Below are 21,667 nucleotides of genomic sequence, written 5' to 3'. Positions count from 1 at the left end.
CGACAAGAAGGCGAGGGCGGTGTCGAGCTCGCCGCCGTCGTTGCGCGGCACGGCTTCGCGTTGCGATTCGATCATGGCCCGACCTTACGTGATCGTCATCGGGGGAGGCGGGCACGGATGTCGTCTGAGCGGTTCCGACCAGACTCCCGCTCATCGGCACGGAAGGCCACCGGGCCATCTCGGCGTGACGCTGCGTAGCGCGGATCGCGCCGGATGCGGATGTTGGGACCTGAGTTCGTAGGCCCCGGGCCTAGGCTGGGCCGCCATGAGCGAAGAACTGCTCAGCCAAGTCGTGTACACCGACTACGGTCAGCTGACGTTGGAGTGGGGCGAAGCGATCTGGGACGGCGACGCTGACCGATTCTTCAAAGATCAACAGAATGGGCTCGTCGGTGCAGCGGTCCCCGACAACGTCGTGATCATGCTTGCCCGTCGGTCAGGCGGTTCCGCCGTACGCATCGTGCTGGAGGCCTCCGAACCAAGAGCAAGTGCCGGCTGGGAAGACGTCGTCGAGGCATCGTTCGGCCTGCCCCCAGGTCGTGCCATGCGATGGTCGACCTGGGCGGGCGAGTCCGGCGGGTCGCTCGCCGTGCCGCCAGGGCAATACCGTCTGAGAGTGTCGGCCGCGGGTCGGGACGCCGGCGTGCAGGGCGAGTTCGCCGACGAAGTGGTCGATAGGTATCTCATCGAACTCTGGCCTGCGCCGGTGGTGTCACCTCGGGCTTTAGGTGCGGATCAGGGTGACGTCGCGGGAGGTGAACCGTGCTCTGGCATTGCGAGGCCCGCCAATGCCAGAGCCGACACTTGGAAGCGCCAGATCTGCTCGTCGTTGAATCCCGATCCCAGGTCAGGCAACTGGTCGAGGTCGGCGTCCGGCAGGCCGGTGGGCACCTGACCCGCGCTTGCAGCGCGAAGGATCATGCGGGCGAGTGCGTCCAAGTTGAGTGCCCGGCTCAGCGCCTGCTGGACCGTCTGACCCGTGGTGACGATCCCGTGCCCGCGAAGCACGCAGGCGTCCTTGTTCCCTAGTGCAGCGACGAGCTCACGCCCGAGCTCCGGGGTGTTCACCAGGACGCTACGGGGGTAGGTGGGGATGCCGTCTCGCGCCATGCGCGCGGCCGGGATGTTGTAGGCGCCGACAACGGGCGCCAGCTCGAGTCCGACCATGTCGAGCGCGACGAGCGCGGGCGGGTGTGCGTGCAGCACGACCTCGACGTCGGGCCTTGCCTTGAGGATCTCGGTGTGGATATGGATCTCGTTCGGCACCGCGACCCCGTCGGCCGGTTCGAGCAGCGAGCCGTCGTACGTGGTCTGTCGGACGTCGTCGGTCGCGGTGAACAACAGTCCCCGCTCCTGCGGGCCGCGGCATCGCACGAGGAGGCCCTCCTCGTGGCGGCTGCTGATGTGCCCGAGCACGTCCTCGCAGAGACCGCGGAAGGCGGCGATCCGGCAGGCGGTCGCGATTTCGTGCCGCAGCAATGCCGCATCTGCGCGCGTGTCGGTCAGTTCGGCATCGTTCAGCATGGCTCTCCCTGCGTGAACCGGAGGTCTGAGAGGAGGTTGATGACCTCTGGATATGGGCGTTCCTGCAGGCCGGCGGCGCCGGCAGCGAGGAAGAACTCGCTGAGAGCGAGGAAGGACGGGCTGTCGAAGCCGGCGTCGCGGAACATCGCACGAGTCAGCTCGATATCCTTCACGATCGTCGTCACCGGAGCGTGCGACGCGACTGCCTTGGCGTCGCCGAGGAAGTGCTCCTCCGCGGTCGCCAGCCCGGGCAGCGCCCCCGTGCCAGCCGAGAGCGCGCGGACCGTCTCGGGCACGTCCAGGCCCTCGCTTTGGGCGAACGTCAACGCCTCGGCCGCAACCAGGAAGCGGGCGTACTTGATGTACTGCTGCAGGAGCTTGACGCCGTAGCCGGCGCCCAGCCTGCCGAGGTGGACCATGGTTCGCACTGCGACCCCCAGCACCTCCTCGGCGCCGCCGAGCACCCCAGGCGGTCCTCCGACGAGCATGGTCATCGCAGGCGGCTTGCCACTGACCGGGCAGTCGACGAACCGGACCCCACGGGCGCCCAGGCGCTCTCCCGCCGCCCGCGCGAATGCGGGAGCACACGAGGACGTCTCAACGACCAGCGACCCGGAAGGCATCAGGTTGCCAAGCTCGAAGACGACGTCCCGCGCTGCTGCCACCGTCGGCAGCGAGGTGATGACCAGTTCGCTGAGCGATGCCGCGCCAGCAAGATCGTCATACATGCGAACGCCAGCCTGTGCAGCACGTTCGTGCGCGGCAGGCGACACGTCGAAGCCGCCGACGGAAACGCCCGCCTGGACCATCGCGTGCGCCACCGACAGACCCATCCGGCCCAGGCCGATGATCGCAACTTCCACGTCAAAATCCTGCCCTGCAGAAAACTTTTCTGCTGTGGAGAGTACACAGGGTCAAGCCCGACCGGCAATGGCCGATCGTGTCAGTGCGCGGAAATCACCGTGCCGCGGTGGCCCTGACGGTGCGGTCGACGTGCGCGGTCATCTCCGCAGTCGCTGCCGCGAGATCGCGCGAGGCGATCGCATCGACGATGCGGCGATGCTCGTCCACTCCCGAGGTGCCGACGTGATGGGCCGCCTGCAGGGACTTGAGGATGGAGTCGCGCATGGCGTCCAGGAGGAGGGTGGCCGCCGCGTTGTGCGTGCACTCGGCGAGGGCCCGGTGGAAGTCCAGCGACATCTCGACGGTGTATGAGCCGCTCTTACGGGCGGCCTCGTGGACGTCGCACAAGGCTCGCAGCCGATCGATGTCAGCCTCAGTCGCACGAGCACAGACCAGCGGGAGGTAGGCGACCTCGATGATCGCGCGGATCTCCGTCACGTCCGTGGGCGAGAGCAGCGCCGTACTCAGCAGGTCAGTGAGGCCTTCGCCGACCAGCGACGGCGAAGGCGACGTCACGAAGGCGCCGCCCTCCTTGCCGAGCTTGATCGTGATGTGCCCGGTCGCCTCGAGCATTCGGAAGGCTTCGCGAACGGTACGCCGACTGACGCCGAACTGCTCACACAGCGCGCGCTCGGACGGGAGGCGCGCACCGACCGGCAGCTCACCGGAACGGATTCGTGCACGGATCTGCTCGACGATGGTCCCCGAAATGCGGACGTTCGCCACCGGCTCGAAGACGATCGGGCCAGGGCCGTCGGGTACGTCGATGTCTGCGGTCACGGCACTCCTTTGCTGGTCCTCGATCCTAGTCGATCGGGCTCATGCGACCGCGCAGGAATAGCACCGGTCCCGCCATGACAACGCCCAGGAGCGTGACGCCGGCCGCCGTCGCGAGCACGCTGACCAGACCGGCAACCCCGAGCGGCGCGAGGAGCAGGGCGGCCGCACGGTAGGTGCCGGCCGTCGCGATCGCTTCACCGCGCTCCTCGGGAGCGACTGTCTCACTGGCGACCGCCGGGCCGGCCGTCTGCAGCAGCCCGGCGCCGACCCCGGCCACGGCGAGCGACACGGTCGCGAATGCCACATGTCCCGCGAAGGCACCGAAGAGGGCGAGGCCGACGCCGGATGCCACGATCCCTGAGACCAGGAAGGCCCGCAGCCGTTCTACCTTGATCCATCCGGCGGCCGCGCTGCCGCCGATCGATGTCGCGTTGGCGATGCCCGAGACCAGACCGATCGCCGCCGCACCGTGGCCGGCCTGGGCGAGCACGACCGGGACGTACGAGTTCATCATCGCGCGCCAGCTTCCGGCCACCGCACCGGCCCAGCTTGCGATTCCTACTCCGGGTTGGCGCCACACGGCGACCGAGGCTCTCCTGGGTTTCCGCGTCGGCCTCATCGGTTCGAGCCTCACCATCAGCGAGGACGGGATGACGACGAGTAAGCCGACGACAGTCGCACACCCGAGCGCCCAGGCGGCTGAATAGTGCTCGATCATCGGTCCCGCAAGGAACGGGCCGGCGATCTGGCCGACGCCCGACGCCAGATTCACGCGCGCAATGGCGGCGACCGCCGACGAACTCGTGCGAACCACATGCGTCTGCGCTCCCGTCCAGAAGACGCCTCGCGCCGCGCCCTGTGCCAGCTGGGAGACGACGAACATCCAGGCACTCGAGGACAGCAGCAACGTCGCACAGGACAGCGCCATGAGGAGACCGGCCGCGCTGACGAAGTGCTTGTCGGCAACACGACGCATGAGGCTGCCCATCACCGTGCGGACGCCCAGTTGCGCACACGCCGAGGCCGCGATCAGTACGCCAACCTCACCGGCGCTGAACCCCGAGTTCAGTGCCAACAGCGGGATCGCCACCGCAGACAGCCCCATGGCGAACGAGAACAGCGCACCGCTCGCGCCGGCGTAGGTGTCTTCGAGTCGCGGCCGTTGACGCATGCCCATCTTACCCATAGCGTAATGGTACCTCCATTAACCTAGTTGGGATCAAGCAATGAGAGTCACGAGCGATCTGGGCAAGTGCCAGGGCTACGGCAACTGCGTTGCCCTCGACGCGAAGCACTTCGACCTCGACGACGACGGGCTGGTCGTCGTACTCGAGGAGACCGTCAGCGACGACGACCTGGCCACGACCGAGGAAGCGATTCGAAGTTGCCCGGTCGCCGCGATCCGGCTGGAGGCCGGCCAGTGAGCGATCACGTCGTGATCGTGGGCGCCTCCATCGGCGGCGTCCGGACGGCACAGGAGCTCCGCCGGCTCGGCTACGACGGCGACATCACCGTCGTCGGCGACGAGAGCGAGCAGCCGTATGACAAGCCGCCGCTCTCCAAGCAACTGCTGCTGGGCACCCAGACGGAGGCGGAGATCTCGCTGCTCGGCGAGGGGGGCTGGGGCGCGATCGACACCAAGGCGCGGCTCGGCGTGCGCGCCACGAGCCTGGACATCGACTCGATGGTGGTGAATCTCGCTGACGGCGACGAGCTCGAGTACGACGCCCTCGTCATCGCGACCGGAGTCCGCCCTCGGACGCTCTCGCCCGAGCTCAACGAGCTCGACAGCGTCTTCACCGTCCGCGAGCTGCGCGACTCGCGCGCGCTCGCGGCCCGCGCTCAGCTCGGCCCGGTGGTGGTCGTCGGTGCCGGCTTCATCGGCGCGGAGATCGCGTCGTCCTTCCGCAGCCTTGGGACCGAGGTCACGATGACCGAGGCGCTCGCCACCCCGTTCGCGCGCGCACTCGGCGCCGAGGTCGGCGGGCTGCTCACCGACCTGCATCAGGCCAACGGGGTCAACCTGGTCACCGAGGCTGCCGTGAGCAAGATCGAGAAGTCCGGCGACCAGACCCTGGTCCGGTTGGCAGACGGCGGTGTGCTGGAGGGGGCGACAGTCGTCGTCGGGATCGGCGCCGTTCCCAACACCGAGTGGCTCGAGGGCTCAGGGCTGAAGATCGAGGACGGCGTTTTCGTCGACGCCGGGTGCGCCGTGCTCGCCAACGGCTTCGGCCCCCATGCGGAGGGCGTCTACGCCATCGGCGACGTCGCCCGCCAGGTCGACCCGTCGACCAACAAGGACTACCGCGTCGAGCACTGGACCAACGCCGTGGAGCAGGCTCATGTCGTTGCCCGGCAGATCGTCGACCCGGTCGCTGTCCCGGAGCCGCTGAAGGCGCCTTACTTCTGGTCCGACCAGTTCGGCAGCAAGATCCAAATGGTGGGCCGGCCGGCCGAGGCCACCTCGGTCTCCGTCCACCGCTTCGAGACCTCTGGGGTCGAGCGCACGGTCGCGCTCTATGAGAACGCGGGCCGTCTCGCCGCCGCCGTCACGCTCGGGTGGCCGCGTGCAATCGCCTCATGCAGGAAGGCCTGGGAGTCCGGGTCTTCGGTCGAGGACCTGACTGCGGTGCTTGCCGATCTCGCCGACCGCACCCGGCCCGTCCGCAGCTGACCGACACCCGACCTGGACAGACCCGTAGAGAAAGGACATCCCATGACCATCGAAGGAACGCGCCCGACTCATCGTCGGGTCGCCGACCTCGTCGACGTGAAGCGCGGCGAGATCAGTCGCGAGATCTTCGTCGACGAGGCGATCCACAAGCAGGAGCTGGAGAACCTGTTCCCTCGAGCCTGGCTCTTCGTCGGGCACGCCTCGCAAGTTCCCAACCCCGGTGACTACTTCAGCTCGTGGATGGGCTCCGACCCCGTCCTGCTGACCCGGGACGACAAGGGCCAGGTGTACGTCCTGCTCAACTCCTGCCGCCACCGCGGGATGAAGGTGTGCCGGTACGACGAGGGCAACACCCTGCAGTTCACCTGCCCCTACCACGCGTGGTCCTACAGCATCGACGGCTCGCTCGTCGACGTTCCCGGCGACCTGCACGGCGTCCCCCACATGAAGTCCGCCTATCAGGGCCAGTTGGACAAGGCCAAGTGGGGCCTCGTCCGCTGCCCGCGGGTCTATGACTACAAGGGCCTGATCTTCGCGACCTGGGACACCGAGGCCCCGGACTTCCTCGACTACGTCGGCGACTTCCACTGGTGGCTGGACAACCTGGCCGACGCCTTCGACGGCACGGAAGGCGGGACCGAGGTCTTCCACGGCGTCCTCAAGTGGCGGATCAAGTCCAACTGGAAGTTCGTCTCGGAGAACTTCCTCGGCGACACGTACCACGGCGCCTCGACGCACGCCTCGGTGGAGGCGGTCGGCATCGGCCCCGGCGGCAAGGGCAAGCGCCGGCACGGCGAACGGCAGAACCAGGGTGGATTCTCCAAGGGCCGCATGAAGACGTCGTTCCGACTGGGCCACGGCGCCTCCGACAACCTCGACTACGAGCTCCCCTATCCGGAGTTCGCCGAGCCCGAGCTGACCGAGTACTTCGAGAAGGCGTGGGACAAACGGGCCGAGAAGCTCCGGGCCGAGGGTCGACCGCTGGGCGGCCGCGGACCGGCCACGCTCTTCCCCAACATGTCGTTCGCGGCTGGGTTCCCCCGCTCGATCCTGGTGGCGCACCCGATCAGCGCCACCGAGACCGAGGTGTGGCGTTGGTTCCTCGTTGACAGGGACGCACCGGACTTCGTTCGCGAATGGCTCCGCCAGTACTACATGCGCTATGGCGGGCCGGCGGGCATGACGGAGCAGGACGACATGGAGAACTGGGACTACGCCACCCAGGCCAGCCTCGGTGTCGTTGCCCGTCGCTTCCCGTACAACTACCAGCAGGGGCTCGACCGCGAGCAGCCGAGCGACCTCGACCGCGCCGTGCACTCCGACCACGCGATCGCCGGCGAGGTCAACGCCCGCGCCTTCTACCAACGCTGGACCGAGTACGTCGACAACCTGACCCAGGACGAGCTCACCGAACTCGCATCCGTCGACCACCGGGTCGAGCGGATCCGAGAGCGAGAGGCTGCGGCGGCCGCAGCGAAGGAGGACACCGAATGAGCCCCCTGAGCGAGCACGAGGGCACGCCCCAACTCGTCAACCAGTCCGGCCTGTCGAAGTCCCAGCTTCGCGACCTGCTCGCCGAGGTGAGCGACTTCCTCTACCGCGAGGCAGACCTGCTCGACGAGCGCCGCTACACCGAGTGGCTCGACATGCTCGCCGACGACTACCAGTACTCGGTTCCATTGCGCATGAACGTGCCGTTCACCGACGTGGCCAGCAACGAGGACACCAAGGTGGGCGCCGAGGTCTGCTGGTTCGACGAGCCCAAGTCAACCGTTGAGCTTCGGGTGACCCAGCTTCTCACCGGCGTCCACTGGGCCGAGGAGCCGGTCTCGCGCGTGTCGCACCTCGTCACCAACCTCCGCCTCACTCGGGTCGCGTTGCCCGAGGTCCAGGTCTCCAGCAGGTTCCTGGTCTACCGGAACCGCGTGTCGGACGAGACCGACATCCTGGTCGGCAGGCGCCGCGACGTACTCCGGCAAGACGGAGACGACTGGAAGCTGGTGCGAAGGACTCTGCTCCTCGACCAGTCCGTGCTTATGGCGAAGAACCTGTCGATCTTCATCTGACGACCACTCGGCAACACTCAGCATTTCGACGTGCATCAGGGCCGGAGCGGCCTCACCGCCCCGGCCCTGATGCACGTTCGTGCCTATAATGGGAACCACCGCCCAGCAGAAAGAACTTCCGTTGGCCGAAAAGAATCGCAGACCCGCCGGCGACCCGAACTCCGAGCTCGCGAAGAAGCCGACTTACCCGATCTCATCGGTCGAAAACGCCCTTCGGCTGCTGTTGGTCTTCCGCGACCAGCAGCAGCTTCGTCTCTCCGACGTCGCGACGAAACTCGGCGTGTCCCCCTCGACGGCCCACCGCCTTCTCGCGATGTTGATGCACTACGAGTTCGTACACCAGCAGGGCGGGCGCGGCGTCTACACCGCGGGTCCCGCACTGCTCGAGATCGGCTACGGCGCCGTACGCAGCCTCGACCTCCGCGGCCTCGCACAGCCCATCCTCGCCAAACTGGCAGAGCACATCGACGAGACGGTTCATCTCGCTCAGCTCGAGGGCGGGCACATCCGCTACCTCGCGGGGGCCGAGTCGAGCCGACCGCTGAGGGTCGCAGACCGCACGGGACAGCTCTTCCCTGCCCACCTCACGGCCACCGGCAAGGTGATCCTTGCCGGCCTGACGCCGCCTCAGCTGACCGAGGTACTCGCTGGCGCAGCCGGGACCGCTGGCGGGCCGCTGTCACCAATGGAGATCGCCGATCTGAAGGAGGAACTCGCGGGTGTGCGGGCGGCGGGCTTCGCCCTCAACCACCGCGATGACGACGTGATCTCGGTGGCGGTCTCGGTCGAGAACCGGCGCGGGCTGACGGTCGCAGCTATCAACGCATCGGCACCCGCGGGCAGGATGCCGAAGAGGCGTCAGCGCGAAGTCGTCGCGGCCCTGCAAGCGGCCGCGGATGAGCTCGGCGCCGCCCTGGGAACCGTCTGACGCGCGGGGGCTTGCGAGTACCGCTCCTGAATGCAACTGCGGCCCGGGCATCGCCCGGGCCGCAGTTGTCGGTAAATCGGTGGTGGGAACTCGGTCAGCCCTGATAGGCCGCCTTGAGGATGTCGACGTAGGTCTGAGGGGCACTCATCAACTCGTCGACGGACTTCGCGACGTCCTCGCCCGACTTGTACACGATGGGCCGGCCGGCCTTGTCGCCTTCGGCGACGAACTCCGGGGCCTGCACCACCTTGTCGAAGGCCTTGCGCAGCTCCTCGAGCCGAGCCTTGTCCGTCTTCGGCGGCGCAGCGATGGTGCGGCCGCTTTCGAGCAGGCGTGCGTGGAACCCGACGAGTTCCTTCGAGGCGGCGTCGCCAGCGACGTCGAGCATCGTCGGCACGTTGGGGAACTCCTTCACGGGCGAGCTGCCGAGCACGAGGATCGGAACGCCGTCACCGCTTTTGATCGTCGGGAGTTGGCTGCCCAGGGAGCGCGAGTATGCGTCGACGTGGCCCTGGAGCAGCGAGAGCGCGGCCTCACCCGAGCCGGCGAAGCCGGTAACGATCTTGTTCTTGATCCCCAGAGCCTTGTCGAGGACCAGGGGGTCGACGTACTCGTTCGAGCCAGGGCCCGTCGCGGCGGTCCGGAGCTTACCCTTGGCCGCGGCCGCTACCAGGTCGTCGTACGACTTGATGGCGCCGTTCTTTGCGGCGATGACGACATCGGGCTCGCTGGCGATCTGGCCGACGTAGCTGAAGTCCTGAGGCTTGTACTTGACGCCGTTGGCACCGGCCAGGGCGCTACCCACGGCACCGGTCATGTTGAGGATCTCGATCGTCGTGCCGTCGGGCTTCGCGGAGGTGAGCTCGTTCATGGCGAGCAGTCCGCCGGCGCCCGGCTTGTTGATGACGACGACCTTCGCGCCCAGTTCCTTGCCGAGCGCGGGTGCGAGCTGGCGGGCGTAGGAGTCGTAGCCGCCGCCTGGGTCGAACGGAACGACGAGGTTGATCGTCTCGCCCTTGAAGTTGCCTGACGCCTTGCTGGTCGCTCCCTGGGCCTGGCAACCGGCGGCGGCCAGCACTGGGATGACGGCGAGGGCCGCAATGCGGAGTTTCTTCATCTCTTTCTCTCTCGTGTAGCCGACCCGCGGGGCCGTGCGGTATAGCCTCACGCCAGCCCGAAGAAGCCGGCCGGAACCTGCTGGGTGAGGACGACACTGAAGGCGAGGTACAGAACGCCCGTCAGAACAAGTGCGTAGATGCCCGAGAAAACCCAGGACCGCTTGTCCTGGGTTCGGAGGTAGACGACGGTGTAGACGATCGCCGTGGGGTAGAGGCCGAGGACGTACAGCGACACGAAGAAGCCGACAAACCAGCCGACGGTGACCAGCCACCGCCGCGCGGTGGCGGTGTGGAACACATACTCGAGCTGCTCATCCGGAGTCTCCAGTTCGTGCGGCACGGCGGGGATCTCGCGGGTGTTGATCAGTGAGCCCACGGCGAGCACGACGCCGAGCGCGGCCCCACCCAGGCTGACGCCCCGTGGGAACACCGCTGCGTCGTGGTCCCAGCCGCGGGTCAGGATGAAGGCGCCACCCATGATGACGGCCAGAAGGACTCCGCCGATCAGGTCGGCGACGCGAATCCGCCGGGCAGGCGTCGGGGCGACAGAGGTCGTGGCCATTAGCGGGCTCCCTCGTGGTCCATGGAACGGTGCTCGGCAGAGTCAGGCGTGGCGACCCGGGAAGCCGATGCGGCCGCCGCCGACCGCAGGCGCCGTCCTGCACGCCGTTCACGGACGAAGTGGCTGCCGAGGATCGCGACGATGCAGGCAGCGATTGCCAGGACGGCCGGCCGGGTGATCCAACTGGACCCGAAGAGGGAGTCCGACAGGAAGATGTAACGCTCGAGGATCTCGCCCAGGACGAAGCCGAGGAGGAGGGGCACTCGCGGCCAGTCCCATCGGATGCATGCCACACCCACGACGACGAATCCGAGCATCACGAGGATGTCGGTCCAGCTGCTGTTCTCCGTGAAGGCGCCGATCGAGAGGAGCAGCAACAGGAACGGAATCAGCAGCGGGCCGGAGACGTAGGTGAGCTTGGCGAGGGGGCGGACGAGTGCCAACGCCGCACCGATCGCAAGGACGGTGGCCAGCAAGGCGATCCAGACCATCGACATCGTGACGTGGAGCTGGGTGGTCAGCATCTCCTTGCCCGGGTCGAGCCCGAGGATCAGGAACGCGCTCAACAGCACAGCACTGGAGGCGGATCCGGGAATCCCGAAGGCCACCGTCGGGATCAACGAACCGCAGTCCTTGGCGACGCCTGTAGCACCGGCGGCGATGACACCCTCGACCGACCCCTTGCCGAACTCCTCCGGGTTCTTCGACACCGACTTGGCGTGCCCGTACGCGACGAACTGAGCCACCGAGCCACCCATTCCGGGCACCAGGCTGAGCCCCGTGCCGATCGCGCCGGAGCGCACGGCGAGCGGCCAGCGCCGCAGAGCGTCCCGAACGCCCGCGCCGACACCGGAGACCGAGGCCGAGGCCGAGGCCGAGGTGGAGTTCGTCGAGGCGACACTCCCCTTCTGCATCATCAGCTGAAGGACCTCAGCTCCACCGAAGAGGCCGATCACCACAGGGACGATGCTGATGCCGTCCCACAGTTCGAGGATTCCGAAGGTGAAGCGCGGAGCACCGGTGGCCGGGTCCAGGCCGACGAGCGAGACCAGGATGCCGAAGAGGCAGGCCAAGCCGCCCTTGAGTAGCTTGCCCGACGACAGCGTCACGACGAACGTCAGGCCGAGGACCGCGAGAGCGAAGAACTCGGGCGGTCCGATCTTGAGGATGATCGGACGGATCACCGGAATGAGGAGCACGAGCACTACGGCCCCGAAGAGTGCTCCGATGCCCGAGCTCGTTAGCACGGCGCCGAGCGCGCGCCCGGCCCGTCCACGCCGCGTCATCGGATATCCGTCGAGCACGACCGCGGCCGAGGACGCCTCTCCGGGCACTCCGAAGAGCACGGAGGTGATGTCGCCGGCAGTCGCGGCAACGACGTACATGCCCAGCAGCAGGGCGAACGCCGGGACGGGGTCCATGGAGAAGGTGAAGGGCAGCAGGAGCGCCAACGTCACCGCACCACCGAGGCCCGGCAGGATGCCGACAACGAAGCCGAGCGCGACGCCGATGACCATCATCAACAGCGACTGCGGTGTCAGGACCTCGAGTAGTCCTTGGAGAAGAGCGTCTGCCATGGGCATCCCTACGTTTTTCGTCTTCCAGAAAACTTTTCTGACCCTAACCACGGATGCCGGGTGTGTCAATGGTCACCCCATTGCTCGGCTACTCGTCGAGCGAAGGTCACCCGCAGACTTGTCCGCACGAGCCGTCCGGGTGAGGTCGTGGAGGTCAAGCCTGGCCACGGCTTCGGCAAGAAGATCGGGTTCAAGCGAGGCATCGATGAACGACTGGGGGGTGCAGGAGCTTCCGCTCCTGCGCCGCTGCCGGCCGTCGCTGGTCCGTGCTTGCTCATCGAGACCCAGCCGTCGGCGCCCCGGGCGATCGCGCGGGCGCAGGTCGGGGGCGCATGTCGCGACCGAAGATGAGCACCTTCGCGTCGGTCCGCTGGATCAGGTGGTCCAGGTCGCTGCCGTCGGCCCGGTGCAGGCCGTGGCTGTCGTCGAGGACGACGTCGACGCCCTGCGCCCGGGCGAAGACGCTGGCGAGCGCGACCATGGTGATCCGGTGGGATAGTCGGCCAAATCGCGGTCAAGCCGCGGGCGACCACCGCCTGCCGGCTGACGACGGCCAGACGGATCGGCTGCTCAGGCCTCCATGCCCGACAGCCTGCCAGACGGTGGGAGGGCGCGTCTCCTACCCCAGCAGCTGGACCTCGACGCGCGAGCCGAGCTCCTCGACGGAGATCCCGAAGGTCTCGCGCACGCGCGCACCCTCCGGGCCGAGGTCGAAGACCGCCACGTCGGTGTAGACCCGGCTCACGCAGCCGACGCCGGTCAGCGGGTAGGTGCACGCGGGCACCAGCTTCGAGCGGCCCTGCTTGTCGAAGAGGGTCATCATCACGAAGACCTGCTTGGCGCCGATGGCGAGGTCCATCGCGCCGCCGACGGCGGGGATGGCGTCGGGCGCGCCGGTGTGCCAGTTGGCCAGGTCGCCGGTGGCCGAGACCTGGAAGGCGCCGAGCACGCAGACGTCGAGGTGGCCGCCGCGCATCATCGCGAAGGAGTCGGCGTGGTGGAAGTACGACGCCCCGGGCAGCTCGGTGACCGGCACCTTGCCGGCGTTGGTCAGGTACGGGTCGATCGCGTCGCCGACCGCGGCCGGCCCCATGTGGAGCATGCCGTTCTCGGTGTGCAGCACGATGCCCGACCCGGCGGGCAGGTGGTCGGCGACCTTCGTGGGCTGGCCGATGCCGAGGTTGACGTAGGAGCCGGCCGGGATGTCGCGGGCGACGACGGCGGCGAGCTCGTCGGGGGTGAGGGACATCAGCGCGCTCCCTGGACGGTGTAGTGACGGGCCTCGACCGCGACGATCCGGTCGACGTAGATGCTGGGCGTGACGACGACCTCCGGGTCGATCGTGCCGGTAGGGACAACCTCGCCGACCTGGACGATCGTGGTGGCGGCCGCGGTGGCCATGACCGGCCCGAAGTTGCGGGCGGTCTTGCGGTAGACGAGGTTGCCCATCTCGTCGGCGCGCAGCGCCGAGATGAGGGCGTAGTCGCCCTTGATCGGATACTCGAGCACGTAGTCGCGCCCGTGGATGGTGCGCGTCTCCTTGCCCTCGGCCAGCGGCGTGCCGACCGCGGTCGGGCAGAAGAAGGCGCCGATGCCGGCGCCGGCCGCGCGCATCCGCTCGGCGAGGTTGCCCTGCGGGACGACCTCGAGCTCGATCTTGCCCGCGCGGTAGAGCTCGTCGAAGACGTAGGAGTCGCTCTGCCGCGGGAAGGAGCAGACGACCTTGCGCACCCGGCCGGCCTTGAGCAGCGCGGCCAGGCCGACCTCGCCGTTGCCGGCGTTGTTGCTGACGATGGTGAGGTCATTCGCGCCCTGCCGGATCAACCCGTCGATCAGGTCGAAGGGCATCCCGGCGAAGCCGAAGCCGCCGACGAGGACAGTGCTGCCGTCCTCGATGCCGGCGACGGCCTCGTCGGCGCTCTCCAGGATCGCTGCACGGCTCACTTCCCCACCTCCGTGTTCTCGAGTACGACGGCCAGTCCCTGCCCGACCCCGATGCAGATCGCCGCGACGCCCCAGCGCTCGCCGCGCTCGCGGAGCACCTTGGCGAGCGTGCCGAGGATGCGGCCCCCGCTGGCCCCGAGGGGATGGCCGATAGCGATCGCGCCGCCCTTGACGTTGACCAGCTCGGCGTCCTTGAGGCCCTGCTGGAGCCAGGAGTCCACGCAGACCAGGGACTGCACGGCGAAGGCCTCGTTGAGCTCGATGGCACCGACCTGGTCCCAGCCGATCCCGGCCCGGCGCAGCGCGATGTTGGCGGCCTCGACGGGGGCGTAGCCGAAGGCCTGCGGCTCCAGCGCAAAGGCGCCGCGGCCGGCGATCCGGGCGATCGGGTCGAGCCCGATCGTGGCCGCCGCGGACTCGGAGCCGAGCAGCATGGCGGAGGCGCCGTCGCTGAGCGGGGAGGCGTTGCCTGCCGTGATCGTGCCGCCCTGCTCCGGCGTGCGGAAGCTGGGCTTGAGACCGGCGAGCTTCTCCAGCGACGAGTCCGGACGGACGCCCTCGTCGCGGGTCAGCCCCTCGACCGGGCTGACGAGATCGTCGAAGAAGCCCTCGTCCCAGGCCTTCGCGGCGAGCAGGTGCGAGCGGACCGAGAACTCGTCCTGCCGCTCGCGGCTGACGCCGTACTTCTCGCAGAGCTGCTCGTTGGCCTCACCGAGGCTGACCGTCCACTCCGTCGGCATGCGCGGGTTGACCAGGCGCCAGCCGAGCGTGGTCGAGACGGCGGTGACGTCGCCGGCCGGGAAGCCCTTAGCCGGCTTCGGGAGCACCCACGGGGCACGGGTCATCGACTCGACGCCACCGACCAGGACGACGTCGGCGTCGCCGGTCTCGATCTGGCGCGAGCCGATGATCGCGGCGTCGAGGGACGAGCCGCAGAGCCGGTTGACGGTCGTGGCGGCGACGCTGGTCGGCAGGCCACCAAGCAGGGCGGCCATCCGGCCGACGTTGCGGTTCTCCTCCCCGGCGCCGTTGGCGTTGCCCCAGACGACCTCGTCGACTGCGGCGCGGTCGAGGCCGGGGGCCTTCTCGAGCAGCGCGCCGATCACGCCGGCGGCCAGGTCGTCGGGGCGCACCCCGGCGAGGGAACCGTTGAAGCGTCCGAAGGGTGTCCGGACCGCGCTGTAGACGTATGCACTCACGGTGACGACGCTAAGCCTTGGTGATGATATGATGAAGTACCAATATCCGCACCGATTAAGACGTGCCGCCTATGGAACTCCGCCACCTGCGCTACTTCGTCACCGTCGCCGAGGAGCGGCACTTCGGCCGCGCGGCCAGCCGGCTGCACATGGCCCAGCCGCCGCTCTCGCAGGCGATCCGCCAGCTCGAGTCCGAGCTCGGCGTCCAGCTGCTGCAGCGGACCACCCGGCGCGTCGACCTCACCGAGGCCGGCACGGCCTACCTGGCCCGCGCCCGGGCGGTGCTCGCCGAGGTGGACGCGGCGGCTCACGAGGCGCGCCGCGTCGCGGCCGGCGCGGTGGGGCATCTGGCGATCGGCTGCGTCGGCTCGGCGACGTACAGTCTGCTGCCGGCGCTCTCTCGCGGTCTCGCGGCGGAGCTGCCCGGGGTCGACTTCTCCTTCCGCGGCGATATGCTGGTGCCAGACCAGGTGGAGGCGCTGCGGTCCGGGGCGATCGACGTCGCGCTGCTGCGGCCGCCGGTCGCCGACCTCGCCCTCGCCGTCGCCCCGCTGCGCCGTGACCGGCTCGTCGTCGCGCTGCCCGAGGAGCACCCGCTCGCCGCACGCCGGCAGGTGCGCGCGGCCGACCTGCAGGACGCCGACCTGATCGTGCACTCGGCCGACCGCCGCTCGACGATGTACGACGTCGTGCTCCGTCTCCTGCACGACGCCGGTGTCACCCCGCACATCCGGCACGAGGTCGGCGAGACCTCGACCCTGGTCACCCTGGTCGCCGGCGGCCTGGGTGTCGCGATCGTCCCCGAACCCGTCACCGCCCTCGCGCTGGAGGGCGTGGCCTACCGCCCGCTAACCCGCCCTGTCGCCACCGTGGAGCTCGCCGTCGCCTACCGCGCCGACGCCGCCGAGCCCCACCTGCTGCGCACCATCGACGTCATCCGCCGCGTCGTCTGACTGTTAGCCCCCCGAGTCCCGCCCTTATGGTTGGCCGAGTTGCGGGTTGTGGCTGCTCCGCCTTCCGACGGTCGTACCGGCTGACCACAACCGGGAATCGGCGGAGGGGAGTCAGGCCTCGTTGAGGATGCGGTTGGCGACGGCGAAGGCGGTGTTGGCCGCGGGGACGCCGACGTAGACCGCGGACTGGAGGAGGACCTCGACGATCTCCTCGCGGGCCAGGCCGTTGGTCAGCGCGGCCCGCAGGTGGAACTCCAGCTCCTCGAAGTGGCGGCCGGCGACCAGCGCGGTGAGGACGGCGATCGACCGGTCGCGGCGGGCCAGCCCGGGCCGGGTCCAGATGGATCCCCAGGCGTAGCGGGTGATCAGGTCCTGGTAGTCGCGGTTCACGTCCGTCGTGCCGGCGATCGCCCGGTCCACGTGTGCGTCGCCGAGCACCGAGCGCCGGACCACCATCCCGGCGGCGTGGCGCGGGTCGCCGAGGAGGTCCGCGAGCAGGCTGGCGACTGCGTTCGGCGCCTCGGCTGGCGCCAGGTGGGCGACCCCGTCGAGCTCGACGAAGCGCGACCCGGGCACCGCAGCGGCGTCGGCGCGCAGCAGCGCGGCCGGGGTCGGCTCGTCGAGGCTGCCGGCGACGGCCAGCAGCGGCACCGCGACCGAGGTGAGCCGGTTGCGGACGTCGTACGACGCCAGGGCCTCGCACACCAGGGCATAGCTCGCCGCGTCGGCGTCCTGCAGCGACCCGAGCAGGGCGGTCCCGATCTCCGGGCGCCGCTTGAGGAAGCCGGGCGCGAACCAGCGCTTCGCCGAGCCCTCGACCATGACCGGCGTACCGGAGGCGCGGACCAGCGCGGCCCGCTCCTGCCAGCCCTCGGGCGTCCCGATCTTGGCGCCGGTGCAGATCGCAGCGACCGCGACCAGCCGCGCGGGTGCGGCCAGCGCGAGCTCGAGGCCGACCGCGCCGCCGACCGAGTCGCCGGCGTAGGCGAAGCGGACCGGCCCGAGCGTCTTGTCGACCGCCGACAGCACCGCCTCGGCGAGCTCGGCCAGGGTGAACGGCGAGGTGGCGGCCGCGCCGCGGCCATGGCCGGGCAGCTCCCAGCCGACCACGTGGAAGCGGTCGCTGAGCAGCCCGGCGACCTCACCCCACAGCGCGGTCACCGAGGTGCCGAGCGAGGGGCCGACCACGAGCGTGGGCAGCTCCTCGGTGCCGGCGAGTCGGACGAGGGTCAGCTCCATTCAGAGCTCCTTCCACACGGTGCGCGCCCGGTCGAGGACGGCGTCGATGATCTGGTCGTTCGCGCCGAGGTACGGCGGCTCGGAGCCGCCCATGCTGCGCTGCTCGGCCCGCAGCGTCTCGTCGACCTCCGCCGCGCGGGCGGTCATCCGGTCGGCGTCGACAACCAGGCCGTCGAGCAGCTCCGCGGCCTGTGACGCGGCGACGACACTGCGCCTGCCGAGGGTGCGCAGCGCGTCCCACTCCGCATGCCAGGCCCCGTCGGGCCGTTCGTCGGTGTAGGACGCCGCCGCCACGTGCAGGGTCGCGGCCAGCCCCGGCGCGGCGAGCCCGTGCCGGCGCAGCTGGACCGAGAGCACCGGATTGGCCTTGCCGGGCATCGTCGACGAGCCGCCGCCGGCCGCCTCGCGCAGCTCCCCGATCTCGGGGCGCGAGAGCAGTGCGACGTCGGCGCCGATGCGGCCCCAGACGTCGGCGAGGGCGACCAGCGCGTCGGCGTACTCGGTGACGGCCGACCGCTCGGTGTGCCACGGCGTCGCCGCGGCCAGGCCGAGCCGCTGGGCGGCGTTGGCGACGACGGCCTGGGCGACCTCGACCGAGCCGGCCAGCTCGACAGGCGCGGCCAGGGTGCCGGCCGCACCGCCGATCTGCACCGGCAGCGGTGGGCACCGGTCGAGTCGCGCGCCGGCCGCGCACAGGCCCTGCAGCCACACGGCCGCCTTGAGCCCGAAGGTCGTCGGCACCGCGTGCTGGGTGAGCGTGCGGCCCACCGTCACGGTGGCTCGGTGGGCGTCGGCGAGCCGGGCCGCCGCCCGCGCCTGCCGCTCGACGTCGGCGCGCACTCCGACGAGGGCGGCGCGCAGGCAGAGCACCAGCGCGGTGTCGACGACGTCCTGCGAGGTTAGGCCGCGGTGCACCCAGGCTGACCCGGAGCGGGTGCGCAGTAGCGTGACGAGCGCGATGACCGGGTTGCCGCCCGCCTCGGCGCCCTCGGCGAGCCGGGCGACGTCGGCGGCGCCGACCATGCCGGAGAGCGCCACCGACTCCGGGGCGACCCCGGCGCCGGCGAGGGCGTCGAGCCATGCCTGCTCGGTCGCCACCATCGCCTCGAGGAACATGGCGTCGGTGAAGACGGAGCCGGCCCGGTGGTCACCCGGCCAGAGCAGGTCAGCCATGGCGCAGGAAGACTGTCTCGCGCTCACCCTGGAGGCGGATGTCGAACCGAAGGCCGGTCGCGTCGGCCGTCGCGACCAGCGTCGCGCGCTCCTCCTCGGAGAGCGAGCAGAGAAGCGGGTCGGCGGCGTTCGCCGGGTGGTCGGGCAGGTAGATCCGGGTGAAGAGCCGGTCCAGCAGGCCGCGGGCGAAGACGACGACAGCGAAGAAGGGGGCCTTGCCCTCCTCGGTCGCCCCCGGGAGGACGGTCGTGAAGGAGAACTCGCCGGTGCGGTCGCACGAGGCGCGGCCCCAGCCGGTGAAGGTCCAGCCGTCGCGGTGCAGCGACCCGGTCTCGCGAGAGACCGCGCCGGAGGCGTCGGCTTGCCAGATCTCGATGAGCGCGTCGGGGATGACCTCGCCGGCGCCGTCGTACACGAAACCGTGCAGGCGGATGGCGTCGCCGCGGCCCGCAGGCACGAGCTCGCTGTCGCCCTCGTAGGGCAGGGCCTGTCCGAAGAACGGGCCGACGGTCTGTCCGGGGGTGATCACTGGTCTGCCTCCTCGGGCTCCGTCCAGGTGCGCTGCGCGCCGGTCAGGACGATGTCCCACCGGAAGCCCATGCTGTGGTCGGGCACGGTCAGGTCGTGGTCGTAGGTCGCCACGAGCGCGTTACGGGCCTTCTCGTCGGTGATCGCCTGGTAGATCGGGTCGAGCGCGAAGAGCGGGTCGCCCGAGAAGTACATCTGCGTCACGAGCCGCTGGGTGAAGGCCTGCCCGAAGAGCGAGAAGTGGATGTGCGCCGGCCGCCACGCGTTGCGGTGGTTGCCCCACGGGTAGGGGCCAGGCTTGATGGTGGTGAACGAGTAGGACCCGTCGGTACCGGTCAGGCAGCGGCCGACACCGGTGAAGTTGGGGTCGAGCGGGGCCGCGTGCTGCTCGTTCTTGTGGATGTAGCGGCCGGCGGCGTTGGCCTGCCAGATCTCGACGAGTTGGCCGGCGACCGGGCGGCCGTCGCCGTCCAGGATCTTGCCGGAGACGGTGATCCGCTCGCCGATCGGCTCACCGGAGATCGCGGAGTTCCAGCCGGCGTGCGCGCCGAGGGTGAGGTCGGCCTCGAGCGGGTGGACGTCACGGTGGCCGAAGCAGGGTGAGGTGAGCTCGATCGTCTCGGGATCCGCGTGGCGGGGGTCCTTGGTGGGGTGGCGCAGGATGCTCGAGCGGTACGGCGGGTAGTCGATCCGCGGCTGCGGACCCTCCCCTGCGCCCGGCTGCGCGGCGAGGTCGGCGATCTCGGCGGAGATCTCCTGCTGGGTGATGCTCATGGCCGCAACGTAGGCATGCCCGCGCTACCCTCGCCAGAGCACGTTTCCGCTCAGTGAAAGGACCAGTGCCATGGCCGGCAACACCGGGTCGCCCGGGACCACCGTGGCCTCCCGCGTGCTGGCCATCCTCGGGGCCTTCGACGCCACCCACCGCGCCCTGACCTTGACCCAGATCGCCGAGCGCGCCGGCCTGGCCACCGCGACCGCGCACCGGCTGCTCGGCGAGCTGGTCGAGTGGGGGGCGCTGCGTCGCGACGCGGCCGGACGCTACACCGTCGGCCAGCGGCTGTGGAACCTCGGCCTGCTCGCCCCCGTGCAGACCGGCCTGCGCGAGACCGCCTCGCCGTTCCTGCACGACCTCTACGGCGCGACGCTGGCGACCGGCCACATCGCCGTCCGCGATCAGACCCGGGTGCTCTACGTCGACACCGTTCGCGGCAACTCCTCGGTCCCGATCGTCAGCACCGTCGGCTCCCGACTGCCGCTCTACTGCACCGGCGTCGGCAAGGTGCTGCTCGCCCACGCCCCCGAGGAGGTCCGGGCGGCGGTACTGGCCGCGCCGATGCGGCCCTTCACCCGGCACACGATCACTCAGCCGGTGCGGCTCGAGCGCGAGCTCGCGCGGGTGGTGGCCGAGGGCTACGCGACCACCCAGGAGGAGATGACCCTCGGCGCCTGCTCGGTGGCCGTGCCGGTCGAGGTGGACGGCACGGTGGTCGCCTCGGTGGCGGTGGTGGTGGGCGACTTACGCCGCACCCGCGGTCGGCTCGTGGCCGCCCTGCGCGTCGCCGCGCAGGGGATCTCGCGCAGCCTGGCGGGGCGCTCGCCGCGGTGACGCCGCTCAAGCGAGGTGGCTGGGGGTGCGGGTCGGCGCCGATCTGCGCGGCGGTGCGCAGCAGCGCTGGGACGGCGTCGACCAGCCTGTGCGGCTCGAATATTCGGTTCGGCCGTCTGAAGGGCATGACCGCGCTGCCTCCGGGTCGACCGCGTAGGCCGCCTCGAGGAACAGCCGGGCCTCGTCGGGCGCTCCAGGATGTCCCGCTCGGCGCGCGGCCCTTTCGGCAGCGGCAGCCCGTCCATCGGGTTGTACGTCCGCACGGCCGGCTCCTCGTCTTCGCCGGGCCGGCACGCCGCCTTGAAGATCGGCACCACGCTCTCGCCCCAGATGTTGGCGATCGTCTTCGCCGAGAGCCCGGCGTCGCGCAGGCACTGCTGCCACTCGCGCATCTCCCGCCGGCTGATCTCGGCGATCGGCCGGTCCCCGATCCGCGGGTAGACGTGCTTCTCCAGGCGCTCCCGGTACTTGCGCACCGTCTCCGGGTGCGGCTTCACCAGCTGGCTCAGCCGCTCCTCGGCGTACGCGCGGAACGTCAGCCGTTCCTCGGTTGGCTCCGGCGCCGGCGCGGCCACGCCGGCCGGCACCATGTGACCGAACCCGTGCTCGATCAGTTGCTCCGGCGGCGGCATCGTGTGCCCGTTGGCCTCCACGAGCGCCTTGAAGCGCTTCGCGTCGCCGTTGCGCTCGAACTGGCGGCCGTCCCATGGGCCGCTGCCGCCGGTCCGCCACTTCACCCGCCAGCGGATTCCTTGCCGCCCTGGTATGGCCGCTTCTCGATGGTCGCCATTCGCCCTCCACGTGAACAGGCGGCTTGGCCGTCGTCCCGAGCCCGCCGCCCGTCGCACCTACATGCGAAAAGGTGGGACCGTAACCGTCGCGGCGAGCTT

22 protein-coding genes and 1 pseudogene are annotated in these 21,667 nt (G+C 69.8%); 7 read left to right on the top strand and 16 right to left on the bottom strand.

The window, feature by feature from the left end:
- Nucleotides 1-735: 735 nt before the first annotated feature.
- From phtC to ACY34I_RS36965, 4 genes are all read right to left on the bottom strand, one after another.
- A complete protein-coding gene (gene phtC, locus ACY34I_RS36980) occupies nt 736-1,524 on the bottom strand; it encodes a 3,4-dihydroxyphthalate decarboxylase (RefSeq protein WP_462759802.1) in 789 nt (262 codons plus the stop codon).
- Nucleotides 1,518-2,387 (bottom strand): NAD(P)-dependent oxidoreductase, encoded by an 870-nt coding sequence (locus ACY34I_RS36975; protein WP_462759801.1) that lies wholly within the window; start codon nt 2,385-2,387, stop codon nt 1,518-1,520. Before ACY34I_RS36975 ends, phtC begins: the two co-directional genes overlap by 7 nt.
- Nucleotides 2,388-2,481: 94 nt before the next feature.
- Nucleotides 2,482-3,207, bottom strand: coding sequence for a FadR/GntR family transcriptional regulator (locus ACY34I_RS36970; protein WP_462759800.1), 726 nt, complete (start codon nt 3,205-3,207; stop codon nt 2,482-2,484).
- 25 nt (nt 3,208-3,232) lie between these two features.
- A complete protein-coding gene (locus ACY34I_RS36965) occupies nt 3,233-4,393 on the bottom strand; it encodes an MFS transporter (RefSeq protein WP_462759799.1) in 1,161 nt (386 codons plus the stop codon).
- A 40-nt stretch (nt 4,394-4,433) separates the two neighbouring features.
- On the opposite strand from ACY34I_RS36965, the gene ACY34I_RS36960 reads away from it, so the two are divergent.
- The 5 genes from ACY34I_RS36960 (at nt 4,434) to ACY34I_RS36940 (ending at nt 8,875) form a co-directional block, all read left to right on the top strand.
- Nucleotides 4,434-4,631, top strand: a complete 198-nt coding sequence (locus ACY34I_RS36960) for a ferredoxin (protein WP_462759798.1) — start codon at nt 4,434-4,436, stop codon at nt 4,629-4,631.
- Entirely contained in the window at nt 4,628-5,881 is a 1,254-nt protein-coding gene (locus ACY34I_RS36955; RefSeq protein ID WP_462759797.1) for an NAD(P)/FAD-dependent oxidoreductase, read from the top strand. Before ACY34I_RS36960 ends, ACY34I_RS36955 begins: the two co-directional genes overlap by 4 nt.
- A gap of 42 nt (nt 5,882-5,923) precedes the next feature.
- Entirely contained in the window at nt 5,924-7,375 is a 1,452-nt protein-coding gene (locus tag ACY34I_RS36950; protein ID WP_462759796.1) for an aromatic ring-hydroxylating oxygenase subunit alpha, read from the top strand.
- Nucleotides 7,372-7,947 carry a 3-phenylpropionate/cinnamic acid dioxygenase subunit beta gene (locus ACY34I_RS36945; RefSeq protein ID WP_462759795.1) on the top strand — a complete coding sequence of 192 codons (576 nt, stop codon included), beginning with the start codon at nt 7,372-7,374 and terminating at the stop codon, nt 7,945-7,947. The genes ACY34I_RS36950 and ACY34I_RS36945 overlap by 4 nt, the downstream gene beginning before the upstream one ends.
- An 88-nt stretch (nt 7,948-8,035) precedes the next feature.
- Complete coding sequence (locus ACY34I_RS36940) at nt 8,036-8,875, top strand: IclR family transcriptional regulator (RefSeq protein WP_462759794.1); 840 nt, start codon at nt 8,036-8,038, stop codon at nt 8,873-8,875.
- 94 nt (nt 8,876-8,969) lie between these two features.
- Here ACY34I_RS36940 and ACY34I_RS36935 read toward each other — a convergent pair whose 3' ends face one another.
- The 7 genes from ACY34I_RS36935 to ACY34I_RS36905 form a co-directional block, all read right to left on the bottom strand.
- Complete coding sequence (locus ACY34I_RS36935; protein WP_462759793.1) at nt 8,970-9,992, bottom strand: Bug family tripartite tricarboxylate transporter substrate binding protein; 1,023 nt, start codon at nt 9,990-9,992, stop codon at nt 8,970-8,972.
- A 47-nt stretch (nt 9,993-10,039) separates the two neighbouring features.
- A complete protein-coding gene (locus tag ACY34I_RS36930) occupies nt 10,040-10,555 on the bottom strand; it encodes a tripartite tricarboxylate transporter TctB family protein (protein ID WP_462759792.1) in 516 nt (171 codons plus the stop codon).
- Nucleotides 10,555-12,132 (bottom strand): tripartite tricarboxylate transporter permease, encoded by a 1,578-nt coding sequence (locus ACY34I_RS36925; protein WP_462759791.1) that lies wholly within the window; start codon nt 12,130-12,132, stop codon nt 10,555-10,557. The genes ACY34I_RS36930 and ACY34I_RS36925 overlap by 1 nt, the downstream gene beginning before the upstream one ends.
- Before the next feature lie 274 nt (nt 12,133-12,406).
- Nucleotides 12,407-12,613: a hypothetical protein gene (locus tag ACY34I_RS36920; protein WP_462759790.1), complete on the bottom strand. Its 207-nt coding sequence runs from the start codon at nt 12,611-12,613 to the stop codon at nt 12,407-12,409.
- Between the two features lie 138 nt (nt 12,614-12,751).
- Nucleotides 12,752-13,381, bottom strand: coding sequence for a 3-oxoacid CoA-transferase subunit B (locus ACY34I_RS36915; RefSeq protein WP_462759789.1), 630 nt, complete (start codon nt 13,379-13,381; stop codon nt 12,752-12,754).
- Entirely contained in the window at nt 13,381-14,076 is a 696-nt protein-coding gene (locus ACY34I_RS36910; protein WP_462759788.1) for a 3-oxoacid CoA-transferase subunit A, read from the bottom strand. The genes ACY34I_RS36915 and ACY34I_RS36910 overlap by 1 nt, the downstream gene beginning before the upstream one ends.
- Nucleotides 14,073-15,275, bottom strand: coding sequence for a thiolase family protein (locus ACY34I_RS36905; protein ID WP_462759787.1), 1,203 nt, complete (start codon nt 15,273-15,275; stop codon nt 14,073-14,075). Before ACY34I_RS36905 ends, ACY34I_RS36910 begins: the two co-directional genes overlap by 4 nt.
- A 71-nt stretch (nt 15,276-15,346) precedes the next feature.
- Between ACY34I_RS36905 and ACY34I_RS36900 the strand changes: the two genes are divergently transcribed.
- Nucleotides 15,347-16,228 carry a LysR substrate-binding domain-containing protein gene (locus ACY34I_RS36900; RefSeq protein ID WP_462759786.1) on the top strand — a complete coding sequence of 294 codons (882 nt, stop codon included), beginning with the start codon at nt 15,347-15,349 and terminating at the stop codon, nt 16,226-16,228.
- Between the two features lie 111 nt (nt 16,229-16,339).
- On the opposite strand, the gene pcaDC is transcribed toward ACY34I_RS36900, so the two are convergent.
- Genes pcaDC through pcaH form a run of 4 tightly spaced genes read right to left on the bottom strand, consistent with a single transcriptional unit; the run spans nt 16,340 to nt 19,942 of the window.
- The gene (pcaDC, locus tag ACY34I_RS36895; RefSeq protein ID WP_462759785.1) at nt 16,340-17,467 is read right to left on the bottom strand and encodes a bifunctional 3-oxoadipate enol-lactonase/4-carboxymuconolactone decarboxylase PcaDC; all 1,128 of its coding nucleotides are present in this window, start codon (nt 17,465-17,467) and stop codon (nt 16,340-16,342) included.
- Nucleotides 17,468-18,640 (bottom strand): lyase family protein, encoded by a 1,173-nt coding sequence (locus ACY34I_RS36890; RefSeq protein WP_462759784.1) that lies wholly within the window; start codon nt 18,638-18,640, stop codon nt 17,468-17,470.
- A complete protein-coding gene (pcaG, locus tag ACY34I_RS36885) occupies nt 18,633-19,169 on the bottom strand; it encodes a protocatechuate 3,4-dioxygenase subunit alpha (RefSeq protein WP_462759783.1) in 537 nt (178 codons plus the stop codon). The genes ACY34I_RS36890 and pcaG overlap by 8 nt, the downstream gene beginning before the upstream one ends.
- Nucleotides 19,166-19,942, bottom strand: coding sequence for a protocatechuate 3,4-dioxygenase subunit beta (pcaH, locus tag ACY34I_RS36880; protein WP_462759782.1), 777 nt, complete (start codon nt 19,940-19,942; stop codon nt 19,166-19,168). The genes pcaG and pcaH overlap by 4 nt, the downstream gene beginning before the upstream one ends.
- A gap of 70 nt (nt 19,943-20,012) precedes the next feature.
- On the opposite strand from pcaH, the gene ACY34I_RS36875 reads away from it, so the two are divergent.
- Nucleotides 20,013-20,777 carry an IclR family transcriptional regulator gene (locus tag ACY34I_RS36875; protein WP_462759781.1) on the top strand — a complete coding sequence of 255 codons (765 nt, stop codon included), beginning with the start codon at nt 20,013-20,015 and terminating at the stop codon, nt 20,775-20,777.
- A 425-nt stretch (nt 20,778-21,202) separates the two neighbouring features.
- Here ACY34I_RS36875 and ACY34I_RS36870 read toward each other — a convergent pair.
- A pseudogene (locus tag ACY34I_RS36870) lies at nt 21,203-21,367 on the bottom strand (site-specific integrase); the annotation flags it as partial.
- Nucleotides 21,368-21,667: the final 300 nt, after the last annotated feature.

Source organism: Micromonospora sp. RTBAU3-60 (genome assembly GCF_054963695.1).
Note: the sequence above shows the minus strand (reverse complement) of the source record. Positions and strands in the feature narration are given on the sequence as shown.